The organism is Cupriavidus sp. 2TAF22, assembly GCF_052115045.1.
Taxonomy (GTDB): domain Bacteria; phylum Pseudomonadota; class Gammaproteobacteria; order Burkholderiales; family Burkholderiaceae; genus Cupriavidus.
In genome coordinates this window covers 110,311-126,820 of sequence record NZ_JBFRFX010000009.1, presented here as the reverse complement: position 1 = coordinate 126,820, position 16,510 = coordinate 110,311, and the positions used below count along the sequence as shown (strand labels likewise).

The following is a 16,510-nucleotide window of genomic DNA, read 5'->3' as shown; positions in this document are numbered from 1 at the left end:
GGTTGCCGTCCGGCTCCGGGGCCGGCGCGCGAGGAGTACGCCATGTTCATCGATACGAGAAAACTGCAGGACGACACGATGGTGATTTCGACCGTCTGCATCATCGGTGGTGGTGTGGCGGGAATTACGCTGGCGCTGGAGCTACATCGCCTCGGTATCGATGCCTGCCTGCTGGAGAGCGGCGGCTATGCCCCCGACGACGAGACCCGCGACCTGTACCGTGGCGAGAACGTCGGCCTGCCCTACAGCTTTGCCGATGGCAGCCGCAGCCGCTTTCTCGGCGGCAGCAGCAATTGCTGGGGCGGGTGGTGCCGTCCGCTGGATCCATGGGATCTGGAAAAGCGCAGCTGGGTCGCGCACAGCGGCTGGCCGTTCGGGCTCGACGAACTGACGCCCTTCTATGAGCGCACCCACGACCTGCTCAAGCTCGGCCCGAACAATTTCGACCCCGCCTACTGGGAGGCCGCGATCCGCCGGCACGACGTCAGGCGCCTGCCGCTGAGCGGCGAGTATATCCGCGACACCATCTCGCAGTTCAGCCCGCCGGCGCGCTTCGGCAAGCTCTACCGTGCCCAGCTCGAGCAGTCGCACCGCATCAAGGTGTACCTCTACGCCAATGTCGTCAATATCGATGCCAACGCCGATGCGAGTTCGGTCTCGCGGGTGTCGGTGGCCACGCTCAGCGGCCGCCGCATCCGGGTGGCGGCGCGCCTGTTCGTGCTGGCCACGGGCGGCATCGAGAACGCGCGGCTGATGCTGGCCTCGAACAATGTGCAGGCGGCCGGCCTGGGCAACGGCGCGGACCTGGTGGGCCGCTACTTCATGGACCATCCACGCCTGCTGTCCGGCAGCGTGCGCTTCAGCAAGGCATGGGAGCGCAACAAGCTGTACGACATCAAGTACCACTACCAGAATGCGGCCGTCAGCGCCTATGGCACCCATGTGTCCTCGCAGTTCGCGCTCAAGCAGGCCGTGCTGGAGCGCGAGGGCTTGCTGAATTCGCGCGTATGGTTTTTCTCGCAGTTCTACGGCGAAGGCAGTACCGGCGCGGAGGCGCTGATCCGCACCAAGCAGGCGCTGCTCAAGAAGGACCAGCCGGGGCGCAAGCTCAGCGCCGACCTGCTGACGATGGCTGCCCACCCGATCGATACCGTGGGCTTTGGACTGACGCGGCTGCTGCAGCCGCGCTCGCTGATCACCGGCGTGAAGATGCAGGCCATCGTCGAGGCCGAGCCCGACCCGCACAGCAGGGTGACCCTGTGCGAGCAGCGTGACCGGCTCGGCGTGCCGCGGGTGCGCGTGCACTGGCGCGTGGGCAGCCTGGTGCAGCGTACCTTCGACCGCACCTTTGCCCTGCTGGCAGACGAACTGCAGCGCAGCGGCGTGGCGCAGGTCACGCTGGATCCGCCCATGGAAGGGCAGCCATGGCCTGCCTCGCTCGAAGGGACGTGGCACCACATGGGCACCACGCGAATGCACGATTCGCCAAATTCGGGAGTGGTGGACCGCAACTGCCGCGTGCACGGCCTGGCCAATCTCTATGTGGCCGGCAGCTCGGTGTTTCCCACGGTGGGCGCGAACTTTCCCACCATCACCATCGCCGCGCTGGCGCTGAGGCTGAGCGGCCATATCGCGCGCGAGCTCGGCATGCCATGCGCAACGTACAAAAGCGAGGCCGACGCGCCGCGCAAGGCACCTGCAACGGTGCCCGAGGACGACCTGGCGATCGCTGCTGCCGCGATCGCGCCCGTCGTGCCGGCCGTGTCGGCGGTGATGGCGATGCCCAAGGAGTAACAGGACGTAACCAGAGGTAACCAGGCGTGACAGTGTTGCCAGACAAGACGTACAGGGCACGGACGAGCCGGCATTGGCGCAGATCTTGCGGAGATTGCCGAGCCTGCGGCGTGCCTGCGCGCGCTTGCCCGGGCGCAATGGCAACCGGTCCCGCACGCATGCGGCATGGCTTTGCGGAGGAAACCAGAATGCACGGTCAGCGACTATCTCCGGACGTCAACCATCTGCTGCTCGGCTTGCCGCGCGAGGACTGGGGTGCCATCTCCGACTACGTGGAACTCGTCCGCATGCGCCCCGGGCAACTGCTCAGCGAGAGCGGCCAGCAAGCGAGCCATGTCTACTTCCCCACCACGGCGGTGGTGTCGATGCTTTCCTACCTGGAGGACGGCACCGCCATCGAGATCGCCACGGTGGGCAACGAGGGCATGATCGGGATTCCGGTGGTCACGGGCGGCTACGCCATGCCGTTCAGGCTGGAGGTGCAGACCGCCGGCTACGGCTTCCGCCTCGCGGCGAACCGGTTGCGGCAGGAATTGCTGCGCTCGCCCGCCACGCTGCGCGCGGTGTTGCTGTACGTGCAGGCGCTGATGACCCAGATCGCGCAGACCGCGGTGTGCAACCGCTACCACTCGCTGAGCCAGCAGGTCTGCCGCTGGCTCCTGCTGTCCGCCGATCGCCTCTGTTCGAACGAGATCGCCATCACGCAGCAGATGATCGCCGCCCGCCTGGGCGTGCGCCGCGAAGGCGTGACCGAGGCCGCGGGCAAGCTCGCGGAGCAGGGCCTGATCCATTACAGCCGGGGCCATATCACGGTGATCGACCGTGGCCGGCTGGAGTTGCACGCCTGCGAGTGCTACGGGCTGGTCGCGCGCGAGTACGGGCGCCTGCTGTCCGGCCGGCCTGCCGAATCCTTCCATCGCGAGGGCGCGGGTCCTGCGCGGTCTTCCGCCGCCAGCTGCGCGCATCTGCCGCAATCAGCCCATTCAGGGAGCTGCCTGTGAATACCTTTACGCAATCCGGCCCCGCGCCGGCGTTCCGCGCGCAGGCTGCGGCCGCGCGCTCTGAGCTGGCCCGCGCGCTGCATGATCAAGCCGGGATGATATTCGGCGTGACCGTCTGCGCGGCCCTGTGCGGCGCGATCTACGCCTGGTCGCTGCCGGCCGTATACCAGGCCGACGCCATGGTGCGCCCGGATGCCGGCAAGCGCGTGTCGCAGGGCGGCAGCGCGGCGCAACCCGCCAGCGAACTGCGCGCGGATGCGCTGACCAGCCGCGCGGTGCTGACCCCGGTGGTGCGCGAATCGAGGCTGGATATTGTCGCGCTGCCGCACATGCTGCCCGTCATCGGGCCCCTGTGGGCGCGCTTCGCTGGCAACGCGGAAGGCGGCCCGCTGGCGTCGCCGCTGGCCGCCTTGTCGGAGTATGCCTGGGGCGGCGAGCATATCGATGTGCTCGCGCTGAACGTGCCCGAGGCACTGCTCAACCAGCCGCTCACGCTGGTTGCGCTCGACGACGGGCAGTTCCGCCTGCAACGCGCGGACGGCTCGATGCTGCTGACCGGCAAGGTCGGCGATGTCGTGCGCGGCGACGGCGTATCGATGAAGCTGGCGCGGCTGGATGCGCGCGAGGGAACCCGGTTCGAGCTGATGCGCCGCGACCCGGTCACGGCCTACGATATGCTCGTGCGCGGCCTCAAGACGGAAGAGGTGCGCGGCACCTCGGCAAGTGCCGTGCCGGGCACGGCGAGCGCGGATGGCGGCGCGCCCCGCGCGGTGCGCATCACCTGGCGCGATGGCGACCCGGCGCGCGCCGCCGCCGTGGTGAATGCCGTTGCGCATTCGATCTCGGATACCGAAGTCATCCAGCGGCGCGAGCAGGCGGACCAGCAAATGGATTTCGTCACCGGCGAGCTGCCGCGGGTCAAGGCGCAGCTCGAACAGGCCGAAGCCGCGCTGGCGCGGCATCGGGCCCGCGTCGGCTCGATGCAGCCGGCCGAGGAGTCGCAGTCCTACCTGAGCGGCAGCATCGACTACCAGAAGCAGATCTCCGCGCTGCGGCTCGAGCGTTCGCGCCTGCTGCGCAAGTTCACCACGGAGAGCCTGGAGGTCCAGGCGGTCGACGACCAGCTCCTGCAGCTCAACAGCGACCGGCGCAACCTTGATACCCAGCGCAAGGGCCTGACCGAGGCCGAGCGCGAATCCGCGGCGCTGACCCGCGACGTGAAGGTGGCCGAGGATACCTACATGGCCTTGCGCCGGCAATCGCAGGCACTGGCGCTGGCACATTCGGACAGTACCAGCGACGTGCGCCTGGTGGACTTCGCTGTGGCCCCGACGCTGCCGGCCGGCCCGGACCGCATCTTGCTGACGGGGCTGGCGGCCTTCCTCGGCTTGCTGGGCAGCGTCGCCGTGGCCGGGTTCAAGGGCCGCGCGCGCCGGGGCATGGCGAGCGCGCCGGAGATCGAAGGCACGCTGGCGCTGCCGATGGTGGGCGAAGTGGTATTCAGTCCGGAACAGGCCGAGCTGGAGCGCCGCAGCCTGACATCGCCGCGCTCGCTGCTCGCGCCGACGCTGATCGCCACCGAGCATCCGCAAGCCATGCGCCTGCCTTCCGGTGTCGGCGTCGGCGGCGCGGCACGCGCCGGACTGCGCGGCGCCGTGGCGCCAGCATCGGCGCGCCCGGAAGTGGTGAGCGAAGAGCCGCCGCCGGCGCTGCACGACCGCTACCTGCTCGCGCGGCAATACCCGCACGCGCCGGCCGTGGAAGGGTTGCGCACCTTGCGCGCCGCCTTGCATTTCGCCATGGAGGGCGCGGTCAACCATATCGTCGCCATCACCAGTGCATCGGCAGGGGCAGGCAAGACCTTCGGCGCGGTCAACCTGGCGGTACTGGCGGCCGAAGCCGGCATGCGCGTGCTGCTCGTCGACGCCGACCTGCGCCGCTCCCGCGTGGCCAGCCAGTTCGGGCTGGAGGGTGCGCCGGGACTGGCGGACCTGCTGTGCGGCACGCTGGCCCTGCACGATGCGATCCGGCCCACATCGGTCGGCGGGCTATGGCTGCTTGCCGCCGGCACCCGGCCGGTGAATCCGTCGGAGTTGCTGATGCTGCCGGCGCTGCGCGAGCTGCTGCTGACCTGCGACGCGGGCTTCGACCTGATCCTGGTCGATACGCCGCCGATCCTCGCGGTGGCGGACGCGGCACTGGTCGGGCGCCTGGCCGGCTCGACGCTGCTGTTCGTGCGCGCGGACTGCACGCCGCAGGAGAAGGTGACGGAGGCGCTCAAGCAACTCGAGCGCGCCCGCGCCAACGTGATCGGCGGCGTGCTCAACGGGCTGCAATTGCGCAGGAGCAACCGCGAGCGCTGCGGCGAGACCATCAGCTACCTGCGCGCCACGCCGTCGGAAGAGCCCGCCGCGCCCGGATGGCGGATCTGCTGAACCCGGCACCCCGCCGGCAAGGCTGCGGACTCCCTGGCACTACAGAAGGTGCCGGGGATGTCGCGCGGGCGCGGCAGGCCGTCACCCGGGCGAATGTGAGTGAAAACGCACGCCGGCGACGCGCCACGATGAAATGTTTGTGACAACCCTCAACTGAGGCCCTCCAGCCGCCGTTATGCGGTGGAATACCTGACGGAATTCGTGGTGAAATCCAGCGATGATGCCGGGTAGTCGGCCATGGCTGGCCACGGTCGTCGGCTCGAGAATGAGGGGGGGCAATGAATCTGATAAAAGCACTCTGGTGGTGTCCGCTGTCCTTGCTGACCACCATTTCCGTGCCGTCGCCCGATCCCGGGTTCGAGATGCATGCCGCGGCAACCGCGGCGCAGGGCGGCCACGGCGGGGGGGACCAGGTCGCCGCGGCGGCCGGGAGGGCGCGCGGCACGCAGGGCTACCCGCCCGGCAACGCCTGAGTGGATGCCGCCGCCGCGCGATACGGCGGCGGGCTGCCTGGGGTGGACCACCTAAGGCTGGCTGTTGCCCTCGGTCTGGTCCGGCGCCTTGCCGCCGGTGGGCAGGCGCGTCTGGCCGAGCAGGCCGGTGGAACTCGCGTAGCTGAAGAGATCCAGGTCGCCGCGCAGTCCCAGCTTGCGCATGGCGGACATCTTCTGCGTGCTGATGGTCTTGATGCTGCGTCCGAGGTTGGCCGCGATCTGGCTGACCGACATGCCCGTCAGGTAGAGGCGGATGACGCTGATCTCGCGCGGGCTGAGCGCGCCGAACCGTACGCGCGGGTCCACCTGGGGGATGGCGCTGTCCAGCAGTGCCTGTATGGTCGGCGAGAGGTAGGGGCGCCCGGCCAGCATCTGTCCCAGCGCCGTCGCGATGTGCGATGCATCGTCGAGCTTGCTGACCACGGACAGTTTCTCGAACCTGGACAGCTTGCCGATCTGCGCGGGATTGTCCAGCATGGTGACCACCACGATCCAGAGCCCGGGGTAGTGCCGGCGCACCAGGTCCAGCATGTGCATGCCGTCGCCGTGGACGCCTCCGGGCATGGCGAAATCCGTCAGCAGGATGTCGCACGGCAGCCGGTTGAGCAGGGCGATGATCTCGGTCGAATTGCGGGCAACGCCGGCAATCTCGATGCTGTCGAACTGGGCCAGCAGGCCGCGCAGGCCGAGCAGCATGACGGGATGGTCGTCGGCGATGACGATAAGGGTTTTGGAGGACATAGCATCGGCCAGCATGGACTCATATCCGGGAGGACGCTGCGCGGGCGCGCAGTGATCGTAGGCATGGCGGCGCGGGGCGCCGGCAGGGCCGTCGGCTTCAGACTGTAGCCGCGACGGCGCGATGGCGGTTTGCGAAATTTCGGCAAATCAGGGGATATGCGGCGCTGGCGGGACCGGCGCACGGGTTCGCCGGGGCAAGGGACGGGCGGCTGTGGCGGGGGTGGCTGGCCGGAAATGGTCTATTTCGCCACGTGGCCAGTATTTTGGGAAATCTCCGACAGTTCGCGCGGAAAATTCCTCACGACTGTGAAGTAACGTCATAACATAATCCGCGCTTCACCTGCGAAGGCGTGGCAGTGCCGGCGCGGGCGGGCAGAGTGTGGGAATCTTGGGGGAGAACGGGAGTGGCAACGATCCTGATCGTCGACGATCATCCGGCATTGCGCCTGGTGATCAAGACTCAGTTGTCGCAAGTGCTGGGGGTCGGCAATATTCTGGAAGCCGACAATGGGCAGGCTGCAATCGAAGCCGTGCGGCAGTTCGAGCCGGATCTCGCCATCCTGGATCTCGACATCCCGCGCATCAGCGGCCTCGACGTGATCCCGCGGCTCAAGCTGGTCCATCCGCCGATCCGCATCCTGGTGATCTCGGGGCAGGACCAGGCCACGTTCGCGCCCCGCGTGCGCCAGGCCGGCGCGCAGGGCTTCGTCAGCAAGATGCAGGACATGAAGGAGATCGTGCGCTGCGTCGAAGCGGTGATGGCCGGCTACACGGTATTTCCCGAGATGCGCCAGCAGCGCGAGTTGCCGCAGGTCATTCAGCGGGCGGACGAAGAACGGCTGATGCTGCTGTCGGACAAGGAGATCGTCATCCTGCAGATGCTGGTCCGCGGCTTGTCCAACAAGGCCATCGGCGAACTCCTGTTCATCAGCAACAAGACGGTGAGCAGTCACAAGACGCGCATCATGGGCAAGCTGCAGGTCAGCTCGCTGGTGGACCTGGTCGACTTCGCGCGGCGGTGCAGGCTGTCGCCGGGGCAGTGACGCGCGCGGGTGGCACGGGCAAGCCGTGCCGCTGCAGTGCCGCAGCGCGGCTGCCTGCCTCCGCCTTGTGCTTTCCTGCCTCCCGCCCGTTCTCGTCCTAGTTGCGCCTCGGTTGCTCTTCGCCGCTTGCTTCGGCAAGGTCTTCATGCGGGGCAACCGTGCCTTGCGCGGTCGCGCCGAGATAGCCGCGCAGCGTGCGCTCCAGCGTGGCCAGCCCGACCGGCTTGACCATCACGCCATTCATGCCGGCGGCCAGCGCGCGCTGATGGTCTTCGGACTGGCCGCTGGCGGTGCAGCCGATGATCGGGATCCGGCTCACGGCGTCCTGCCGGGCGCGGATCGCGCTGGCGAGTCCGTAGCCATCCATCACCGGCATCATGCAGTCGCAGATCACCAGGTCCGGGGGCGCGCGCAGGATGGCCTGCAAGCCGAGCGCGCCGTCTTCGGCCGTGCAAGAGGCGATGCCGAGCCGCTCTAGCTGGCGCACCAGCAGCAGGCGGTTAGGCGCGTGGTCGTCCACCACCAGCACGCGGCAGGCGGGTGGAAACGGCGCGAACCCGGTGCGCTGGCCAGGTGGCTTGGATTGTGCCGGCGCGGCGGCCGACACTTCCAGATCGAGGCGCACCACCACCCGCGTGCCTTGCCCCGGCGCGCTTTCGAGGGTGACCTCGCCGCCCATCTTGCGCACCAGGCTATGCGAGATCGACAAGCCCAGCCCGGTACCGCCGGTATTGGGGCGTCCGGCCGATTCCACCTGGACAAAGGGGCGGAACAGCTTGCCGATGGCTTCGACCGGAATGCCGATGCCGCTGTCTTCGATCACGATCTCCAGTGCCTGCCGGCCATCGCGCGCGGCGTTGCCGTGCAGCCGGACCTCGACACCACCGCGTTCCGTGAAGCGGATTGCGTTGGAGACGAAATTGCCGATGATCTGCCTGATGCGCAGCATATCCACCAGATGGGCCGGCGCCACTGCGTCGTCCACGCGGAGCTCCAGGGTCAGGCCCTTTTGCGCCGCCACCGGCCTGAACATCCGCACCACTTCATGCAGGCCCTTGCGCAGGCATGCGGCGCGCAGTTGCAAGGTGAACTGCCCCGCCTCCAGCTTGGAAAGATCGAGGATATCGTCCAGCAGCGACAGCAGCGAGGTGGCCGCGCCATGCGCCGTGCCCAGCTGCTCGCGGTCGCGGGTGCCGCGCCGGCGCGTCAGCGTCAGTTCCAGCATGCCGAGGATGGCGTTCATGGGGGTGCGGATCTCATGGCTGATCGAGGCCAGGAAGGTGGATTTGGCGCGGTTGGCCGCCTCCGCGCGGTCCTTCGCGGCGGCCAGTTCGGCCAGCATCTGTTCGCGCTCGGTCACGTCGATCCAGCCGCCTACGATGCCGGCTGTGCGGCCGTCGGCCCGGCGCAGCTGTACCGCCCAGCTGATCACGCTGCGCATCTCGCCGTTGATCACCAGGCGGCGGTCGGCGCCGAACGGCAGGCCGGTTTTCAGCACGTGCCGGTAGATGTCCCTGCATTCTTCGTGGCCGATGTCGGACGGGACCGTGGAGCGCGCGAAGCCCGGCGCGGTGCCGCGCAGCGCTTCGCGCTTCGCGCCGAGCGCGTTCTCGTAGGCGCTGTTGCAGGTGATCATGCGCAGCGCGTTGTCGCGCAGGAAGATCGGTTGCGGGATGCCGTCCAGCACCGTGGCCTGGAACGCGAGCTGGTCCAGCAAGGCATGTTCGGCCGCGGTGCGCTGCGTCACCTGGCGGCGCAGCGAAGTCACCCATGCCAGGGACAGCCCGCTTACTGCCAGCGGCAGGGCCGCGCCGGCCATCAGCCAGGGCAGCAGTTGCCGCCAGGCAAGCACCGGCGTGCGCGCCTGCGTCCAGTGGGCGCGCATGGCGCCGAGATCTTCGTGCGAGATGCTGAGCAGGGCCTTGTTGAGGATGGCGAGCAGTTCCGGATGCTTGCTGGTCACGCCAAGGCCCACTTCCAGCGGCATGCCGCCCGTGGCCGTGGCGATGCGCAGTCGGCCCGCGTAGGCACGCTTGAGCATGTAGTCGGCCATGAAGGCGCTGGCGATGGTGGCGTCAGCCTTGCCCTCGGCCACCATGCGGAACGCTTCCTCGTAGGTGCCGGTCTCGTGCCGCCTGACGGGGTAGCTGGCGCCCACCAGTTCCTGGATCCCGTTGAATGGCGGCCCCGCAATGACCTTGCCGGCAAGGTCGGGCAGGCTGTGGGTGCTGTCGTTGCCAACGTGCGTGACCACCACCCAGTTGCCTGAATAGTACGGGGCGCTCACCGTCAGTGCGCCCAGGCCGGTGGCCGGATGGTTCAGCGGCAGGACCGGCACGACGTCCAGCGTGCCGGTGTCGATGTCGGCGCTCGCGGCCGCGGCGCTGGCGGGCCAGTAGGGCACGAAGCGCAGCCCGGTGCGCTGCCCGACCAGATGCAGCACCTGCTCGGTCAGTCCTTCGAGCCGCTGCCCGGCGTCGATGAACTGGAAAGGCATGAGATCGCGCGACGCCAGGTAGCGCACGTCCGGGTGGCCGGCGAGCCAGGCGCGCTCGGCGGTGGACAGGTTGAGCTTGTCGGCGATGTTGAAATCAAGCGCAACGGGAACCCAGGCGTTGTCGATCTGGCGCTGCAGTGTCGCGGGCAGCCCGGCCAGCGCGCGGTCGACGATCCTGCCCAGCGCGGGGTCGGCGACGGCGAAGCGCACGCCATCCGGCGCGATCGGCGCGAAGTTGCGCGCGGTCAGCTCGTCATAGTTGTACTGGTCGATCAGATAGCTGGCCGCGGTCGCGCTGGTGACCATCACGAAATCCGCCTTGCGCACCAGTTCGTCGAGCGCGCCGAGCAGGTTCCCGAACGGCTGCAGCGGCGCATCCGGGTAGGCCAGCTGCAAGGCATCCGGCGATACCTCGCCGCGCAGGTAGCCGATGGTGCGCACCGCTTCGTTGTGCTCGCTGTCCCGGCGCGACACCAGCTCGACCAGCCGGTGCGCGCGGTAGGGCGCGGTGCGCAGGCCGTCGGCGTGCCCGTCCAGCGTAGTGGTAGCCAGGTCGATGGCGCCTTCGTCCAGGGCGCGCCGCGCGGCTTGCTGCGACGGATAGCGCTGGATGGACAGCGGCATGCGCAGCCGGGCGGCGAGCACGGCGAGGTAGTCGGCCGAAATCCCGCGGTATTCGCCTTCCAGGTCGATCAGGTCGAACGGCGGCAGGTAGTTGCCCACCACGCCCACCCGCAGGCTCCGCCGCGCGCGGCGCCAGGTCGCCAGTTCGGGGTCGTCGTCCAGCGGTGCGCCGCTCCATTGCGCGGGGCGGGTGCCAGGGGCCGTGGAGGCGGCCAGGGGCTGGGCCAGCCGGATCTGGGAGTTCAGCAGCAGGGCGGCGGGCGGCGCCGGTTCCGCCGCTGCGGGCATGCCGTGGCACAGCGCCAGCAGCGAAACCGCGAGGCCTCCGGCAAGGCGGCCTTGCCGCGGCGGCGACGGCAGTTGCGTTCTCCGGGGCGGCAAGCCCTTGGCGAAGCGCGGCGGAAGACAGCGGCACATAAGGGAGTCTCGTCGAAGGCCGGCAGGCCGGCAGGGTTCACGCCGGCAGCCGTGGCCGGGAGGACGCCGCGGGTTCGGGGCGGCTTTCGTGACGAATGTAAGGGCCGCCAGGACCGGCATCGCTGTGAAACATCTGAAATGATCGTCGGCACTTTCCGCTACTTGCGTACGCAATTGCCTACGCCGGGGGGGCGGCGGCGAGGGGATTGTCCGGAGCACTGGCGGCGAACAGGTGATTCATGCGTAGCGGCATCACTGCTGCGATGGCCGCGATAGGGCGGCCCTATCCAGTAACAATAGTATTTTTCAATCAGTGTATTTGTGACGATAAATTGTACAAATAAAGGGGGCGCCCTCAGAATCGGGTCTTCGCTGCAACACACGCGGCCATCCACCCCCAAGTCACCCAGGAGCTTTTCACCATGCTGCAATCCCGTGAAGGTCAACGCGTTCCCAATGTCACGTTCCGCGTCCGCGAAAACAATGAATGGAAGACCGTGACCACCGCTGACCTGTTCGAGGGCAAGACCATCGCGCTGTTCTCGCTGCCCGGCGCCTTCACCCCGACCTGTTCATCCACCCACCTGCCGCGCTACAACGAACTGGCCCCGGTCTTTGCCAAGCATGGCGTCGACGCGATCCTGTGCGTCTCGGTCAACGACACCTTCGTGATGAACGAATGGGCGAAGGACCAGGAATCCGAAAACATCGTGATGATCCCCGACGGCAACGGCGAGTTCACCGAGGGCATGGGCATGCTGGTGGACAAGACCGACCTGGGCTTCGGCAAGCGCAGCTGGCGCTATTCGATGCTGGTGAAGGACGGCGTGGTCGACAAGATGTTCATCGAGCCGGAAGAGCCGGGCGACCCGTTCAAGGTCTCGGATGCCGACACCATGCTGAACTACATCGCTCCCGGCGCGAAGAAGCCCGACCAGGTCGTGGTCTTCTCCAAGGTGGGCTGCTCGTTCTGCGCCAAGGCCAAGCAGATGCTGTCCGACAACGGCTACGAGTACATCGACGTGCCGCTCGAACACAAGATCCGCGGCAAGGTGCTGGGCGCCGTGTCCGGCAACATGACCGCGCCGCAGATCTTCATCAACGGCAGCCTGATCGGCGGCGCCGAAGCGCTCGAGACCTATCTCGTGCGCTAAGCGCGCCCGCACCGGCGGACCGGCAGACGGATCCGCCGCGCTTCACCGCCGCAAGGGCATGGCGCCGGCAATGCCGGCAGCCTCGCCCCAGTCGGCGGACCCGATGGCAGCACCAGCACCGGCACCAGCACCAGCACCGGCACCAGCACCAGCACCAGTGCCGGCGCAAGCCGCCGCTGCCATCGGGTCCGCTGATTGAAGCAGACTCACCAGGAAAACATTCTCATGACCACCACGCAGAGCCAGCAGAAGCAGACCGCGCAGACCATCCACACCGACGTCGCAGTGATCGGCGCCGGCACCGCCGGCCTGGCTGCATACCGCGCGGCGCGCGCGGCCGGCAAGCGCGCCGTCATCATAGAAGGCGGACCGTATGGCACCACCTGCGCCCGCGTAGGCTGCATGCCCTCCAAGCTGCTGATCGCGGCGGCCGAGGCCGCGCACGAACTGCGCCACACCGCGCCGTTCGGCGTGCACGTGGACGGACAGATCCGCGTCGACGGCCGCGAGGTGATGGACCGCGTCAAGCGCGAGCGCGACCGCTTCGTCGGCTTCGTGGTGCGCGGCGTGGACGGCATTCCGGCCGAGGACAAGATCCGCGGCCATGCCCGCTTTATCGACAATACCGTGCTCGAAGTGGACGGGCACACCGTGGTGCGCGCCAGCCGCGTGGTGATCGCCACCGGCTCCAGCCCGATGGTGCCGCCGCCGCTGAAGGTGTTCGGCGAGCGCCTGGTGGTCAACGACGACGTCTTCGCCTGGGACGACCTGCCGCGCCGCGTGGCGGTGTTCGGCCCCGGCGTGATCGGCCTCGAGCTGGGCCAGGCGCTGTCCCGTCTGGGCGTGCACGTGCGCGTGTTCGGCCTGCGCGGCGGTGTCGGCCCGCTGACCGATCCGGCCATCAAGGCCAACGCCGTCGCCAGTTTCCGCGAGGAGTTCTATATCGACCCGGACGCCGCGCTCGGCGAGATGCGCCGCGATGGCGACGAGGTGGTGATCAGCTTCACCGACATCGAGGGCAGGCTTGTCACGGAGCGCTTCGACTACGCGCTGGCCGCCACCGGCCGCGTGCCTAATGTGCGTAGCCTGGGGCTGGAGAACAGCGGCCTCGAGCTCGACCCGCGCGGCGTGCCGGTGTTCGATCCGGCCACGCTGCAATGCGGCCCGGCGCCGGTCTTTATCGCCGGCGATGCCAACGATATCTTGCCGCTGCTGCACGAAGCCGCCGACGAGGGCAAGGCCGCCGGCGAGAACGCGGCCGCCTATCCCGCAGTGCGTGCGCTGTCGCGCCGCGCGCCGATCGGCGTGGTGTTCTCCGATCCGCAGATCGCCATGGTGGGACAACGTCATGCCGACCTTGCGCCGGACAGCTTCGTCACCGGCGAGGTGAGCTTCGAGGACCAGGGCCGCAGCCGCGTCATGCTCAAGAACCGCGGGCTGATGCACGTCTATGCCGACAAGCGCAGCGGCCGCTTCCTCGGCGCCGAATGGACCGGCCCGCGCGCCGAGAACATCGCGCACCTGCTGGCTTGGGCCTATCAGCAAGCGCTCACCGTGGAGCAGATGCTGGCCATGCCGTACTACCACCCGGTGGTGGAAGAGGGCCTGCGCACCGCGCTGCGCGATGCCGCCGCCAGGCTTGCTGCCTGAGATGCATCGGCCGATCTTCGCCTGACCGTCGCCTGATCCTTGCCGGCAACTGCCCGCGTCCTTCGGCGAGGACGCCGGCAGGCTAGCCTGCACTCACTTCGCGATTGTCTTGGTTGTCTTGGTTGTCGCGGCTACTTTTTCTGCCGGTCATCCCTGCGGGATCGGATGGCGTGGAGGACCTTCACATTCCTTGACGCTTGATTCGTTCCGGGGTAGGCAGCCCGCTCCTGGAGATCCGCGCGGCCGCGGAGCCGGTAGCTGCCCGTTTTGTGAGCAGTCCGATGGGGTCCGCGTGCCAGCGCCGTTTGCGGAGCTTGTCGACAGTGTTATCCACACAAAGTGTGGATAACACGGGAAGGCAAAAAACGAGAATGCGCGAAATCTTAAGGGCTTGTCAAGCCCGGCACGCGAGCTTCATCGCCAAATTTCCGCCGGCATAGGCGGCGTGGATCTCGTGGGGGCCGGCAGGCACGTCGAACGGGCGGGTGAGCGTGCCGGTGGTGACCACGGTGCCCTTGCGCAGCGTGATGCCGCGTTCGGCCGCATGTGCCAGCAAAGACCCCAGGGCCTCCAGGGGATAGATGGCGTCGTCGCCGGCAAGCGGCAGCGCGCAGACCTGGCCGTCGAGCGCGACGCTGGCGCTGGCACGCACCTCTTCCATGCTCGCCGCGTCGATCTGCGGGCCGAGCACCAGCGCGTGGAAACCCACGTTGTCGCCGGCAAAGGCAGGCATGCCGACCGCGGTGCGGTCTTCGTAGCGCGACAGCACAACCTCGAAGGCGACCTGGGCGTGCCCAATCAGCGCCGCGAGTTCCGCCGGCGCGAGGGCGTCCCGTACCGGCGCCACGTCGCGCGCGAGCTGCACCGCGATCTCGAATTCGATGGTGACCACCGCGCCCGCCGGCACCGTGACCGTATCGCCCGCGGCAAGGCAGCGCGAGGCGCCGACCTGGCCTACCAGGGGGCGCGCCAGATTGGCGCGGCGCATGGCGTTGGCGCTGCCCACGCCGAGCTTCCAGCCAGCCACCGGGTCGCCGAGCGCCGCGATAAAGCTGTCCTGCACGTCATAGCCGCTGGCCAGCGTGGCGGGCTTGGCGTCGGCGGGCAGGTCGCGGAACTGTACGCCGCGCCGGCAGGCGTCGGCCAGCAGTGCTGCCGCGGTGCCGGGATTGAAGTTTGCGCTCACAGGGTTTTCCTATCGTTGGTGTCGTGAATGCGAAGCCACGCGCGCAAGATCCGGCTGCGCGCGGCCGGGCCGACAGCATAACCGGTCGGCGGGCCGGCGGGCTGCGCTCAGACGCGATGCCGCTCCGGGGTGCGCCCCACGATCGACGCGCCCGCGATCAGTTCCTTGAGCAGTGCCTGCGAGGCCAGCCCGCTGGTGCGGTAGGGATCGAGCTCGCCGTGCGCCGAGTACTTCAGGATGGTGGCCATGTTGACCTTGCCGGTATTGACCAGGCCCATTGCCCAGCCGGCGAATTCGCGCTCGAGGATTTCTTCATAGTGCAGCAGCACCACGTCTTCGTGGCGCGCATCGCGGACGATCTGCTGGTACAGGCGCGAGACTTCGGTACGGCCGCCCTCGAGCGCCTGCATGAAGATGCCGTTGCCATGGCACAGCACGCCCGTGATGCCGTGCCTCGGGTTGTTCGCGATGCTGGTCGCGATGATGTCGTCGACCAGCGCGGGATCGGCCGGCTTGCATGCGCGGCTGGCATAGAGCAGGCGTACGAGCATGTTGTCTCCAGTGGGGATCTGCGGTGTTTGTGCGTGCGTGCGTGCGTGTGTTTGTGTGTGGCGCCGTGCGCGCCTATTCCCGGTGCCGGTTGAGCAAGGTCAGGAATTCGCGGCGCAGGCTGTCGTCCTTCAGGAAGGAGCCGCGCATCACGCTGTTGGTCATCTTGGCGTCGGTATCACGCACGCCGCGCCAGTGCATGCAGAAGTGCTCGGCCTCCATGACAATGGCCAGCCCGTCCGGGCTCATCTTTTCCTGCAGCAGGTCCGCTACCTGGGTCACCGCCTCTTCCTGGATCTGCGGGCGGCACATGATCCATTCGGCCAGGCGCGCGTACTTGGACAAGCCGATCAGGTTCGAATGCTGGTTGGGCATCACGCCTACCCACAGCTTGCCGATGATCGGGCACAGGTGGTGCGAACATGCGCTGCGCACGCGCAGCGGGCCGACGATCATCAGTTCGTTGATGCGCTCCGCGTTGGGGAACTCGGTGACATTGGGCGGGCTGACATAGCGCCCCGCAAAGATCTCCTTCAGGTACATCTTGGCCACGCGGCGCGCGGTCTCGCGCGTGTTGTGGTCGCGCTCGATGTCGATCACCAGGCTGCGCAGCACGTCTTCCATGCGCGCCTGCACTTCATCGAGCAGTTCGTCGAGTTCGCCCGGCTGGACGTAGGCAGAAATATTGTCGTTGGCATGAAAACGCTCATGCGCTGCCTGCAGGCGCGACCGGATGCGGGACGACGCACTGCCCGCCGCTTCGTCGAGTTGCGCAGGGGATGCGTGGTGATCGGATTCCATATCGTGCGTTTCGTGATCGAGGAGAAAGGGTTGGCGCAAGCCCTGCCGGCATGTGGCGGCCGCCGCGCAGACTGGCTTGCGGTCCGGACAGAACGATATCCTACGCCGATCTGCGTGCCGGGGT

The 16,510-nt window shown here is 68.0% G+C and carries 12 protein-coding genes; 7 read left to right on the top strand and 5 right to left on the bottom strand.

The annotated features are described in order from the left end of the window. Window positions 1–42: 42 nt before the first annotated feature. From AB4Z48_RS13290 to AB4Z48_RS13275, 4 genes are all read left to right on the top strand, one after another. On the top strand, window positions 43–1,794 hold the full coding sequence (locus AB4Z48_RS13290; RefSeq protein WP_441614550.1) for an FAD-dependent oxidoreductase: 1,752 nt from the start codon (window positions 43–45) through the stop codon (window positions 1,792–1,794). A gap of 188 nt (window positions 1,795–1,982) precedes the next feature. Continuing rightward, window positions 1,983–2,795 (top strand): Crp/Fnr family transcriptional regulator, encoded by an 813-nt coding sequence (locus AB4Z48_RS13285; protein WP_441614548.1) that lies wholly within the window; start codon window positions 1,983–1,985, stop codon window positions 2,793–2,795. Continuing rightward, window positions 2,792–5,230: a polysaccharide biosynthesis tyrosine autokinase gene (locus AB4Z48_RS13280; protein ID WP_441614546.1), complete on the top strand. Its 2,439-nt coding sequence runs from the start codon at window positions 2,792–2,794 to the stop codon at window positions 5,228–5,230. The genes AB4Z48_RS13285 and AB4Z48_RS13280 overlap by 4 nt, the downstream gene beginning before the upstream one ends. A 278-nt stretch (window positions 5,231–5,508) precedes the next feature. Next, entirely contained in the window at window positions 5,509–5,703 is a 195-nt protein-coding gene (locus AB4Z48_RS13275) for a hypothetical protein (RefSeq protein WP_441614544.1), read from the top strand. 51 nt (window positions 5,704–5,754) lie between these two features. On the opposite strand, the gene AB4Z48_RS13270 is transcribed toward AB4Z48_RS13275, so the two are convergent. Further along, window positions 5,755–6,480, bottom strand: a complete 726-nt coding sequence (locus tag AB4Z48_RS13270; protein ID WP_441614542.1) for a response regulator — start codon at window positions 6,478–6,480, stop codon at window positions 5,755–5,757. 389 nt (window positions 6,481–6,869) lie between these two features. On the opposite strand from AB4Z48_RS13270, the gene AB4Z48_RS13265 reads away from it, so the two are divergent. Next, on the top strand, window positions 6,870–7,508 hold the full coding sequence (locus AB4Z48_RS13265; protein WP_441614540.1) for a response regulator: 639 nt from the start codon (window positions 6,870–6,872) through the stop codon (window positions 7,506–7,508). 97 nt (window positions 7,509–7,605) lie between these two features. Here the strand turns inward: AB4Z48_RS13265 and AB4Z48_RS13260 are convergent, their stop codons facing one another. Beyond that, a complete protein-coding gene (locus AB4Z48_RS13260) occupies window positions 7,606–11,046 on the bottom strand; it encodes an ATP-binding protein (protein WP_441614538.1) in 3,441 nt (1,146 codons plus the stop codon). Between the two features lie 422 nt (window positions 11,047–11,468). Between AB4Z48_RS13260 and AB4Z48_RS13255 the strand changes: the two genes are divergently transcribed. Together AB4Z48_RS13255 and AB4Z48_RS13250 are read left to right on the top strand one after the other, a co-directional pair. Continuing rightward, window positions 11,469–12,200 (top strand): glutathione peroxidase, encoded by a 732-nt coding sequence (locus AB4Z48_RS13255; protein ID WP_441614536.1) that lies wholly within the window; start codon window positions 11,469–11,471, stop codon window positions 12,198–12,200. A gap of 225 nt (window positions 12,201–12,425) precedes the next feature. Next, window positions 12,426–13,850, top strand: coding sequence for a dihydrolipoyl dehydrogenase (locus AB4Z48_RS13250; RefSeq protein WP_441614534.1), 1,425 nt, complete (start codon window positions 12,426–12,428; stop codon window positions 13,848–13,850). A gap of 394 nt (window positions 13,851–14,244) precedes the next feature. Here the strand turns inward: AB4Z48_RS13250 and AB4Z48_RS13245 are convergent, their stop codons facing one another. The 3 genes from AB4Z48_RS13245 to folE all read right to left on the bottom strand — a co-directional run bounded on the left by AB4Z48_RS13245 (window position 14,245) and on the right by folE (window position 16,386). Next, a complete protein-coding gene (locus tag AB4Z48_RS13245) occupies window positions 14,245–15,036 on the bottom strand; it encodes a fumarylacetoacetate hydrolase family protein (protein WP_441614532.1) in 792 nt (263 codons plus the stop codon). A gap of 107 nt (window positions 15,037–15,143) precedes the next feature. Beyond that, window positions 15,144–15,587, bottom strand: coding sequence for a BLUF domain-containing protein (locus AB4Z48_RS13240; RefSeq protein WP_441614530.1), 444 nt, complete (start codon window positions 15,585–15,587; stop codon window positions 15,144–15,146). Window positions 15,588–15,660: 73 nt separating this feature from the next. Then, window positions 15,661–16,386 carry a GTP cyclohydrolase I gene (gene folE / locus AB4Z48_RS13235; RefSeq protein ID WP_441614528.1) on the bottom strand — a complete coding sequence of 242 codons (726 nt, stop codon included), beginning with the start codon at window positions 16,384–16,386 and terminating at the stop codon, window positions 15,661–15,663. Between the last annotated feature and the right edge of the window lie 124 nt (window positions 16,387–16,510).

Bases quoted from the DNA above. Each gene is read 5' to 3' on its own strand.
- AB4Z48_RS13240 (WP_441614530.1), bottom strand. From the start codon at position 15,587: ATGCTCGTACGCCTGCTCTATGCCAGCCGCGCATGCAAGCCGGCCGAT.
- AB4Z48_RS13250 (WP_441614534.1), top strand. From the start codon at position 12,426: ATGACCACCACGCAGAGCCAGCAGAAGCAGACCGCGCAGACCATCCAC.
- AB4Z48_RS13255 (WP_441614536.1), top strand. From the start codon at position 11,469: ATGCTGCAATCCCGTGAAGGTCAACGCGTTCCCAATGTCACGTTCCGC.
- AB4Z48_RS13260 (WP_441614538.1), bottom strand. From the start codon at position 11,046: ATGTGCCGCTGTCTTCCGCCGCGCTTCGCCAAGGGCTTGCCGCCCCGG.
- AB4Z48_RS13285 (WP_441614548.1), top strand. From the start codon at position 1,983: ATGCACGGTCAGCGACTATCTCCGGACGTCAACCATCTGCTGCTCGGC.
- AB4Z48_RS13290 (WP_441614550.1), top strand. From the start codon at position 43: ATGTTCATCGATACGAGAAAACTGCAGGACGACACGATGGTGATTTCG.
- folE (WP_441614528.1), bottom strand. From the start codon at position 16,386: ATGGAATCCGATCACCACGCATCCCCTGCGCAACTCGACGAAGCGGCG.
- AB4Z48_RS13275 (WP_441614544.1), top strand. From the start codon at position 5,509: ATGAATCTGATAAAAGCACTCTGGTGGTGTCCGCTGTCCTTGCTGACC.
- AB4Z48_RS13270 (WP_441614542.1), bottom strand. From the start codon at position 6,480: ATGCTGGCCGATGCTATGTCCTCCAAAACCCTTATCGTCATCGCCGAC.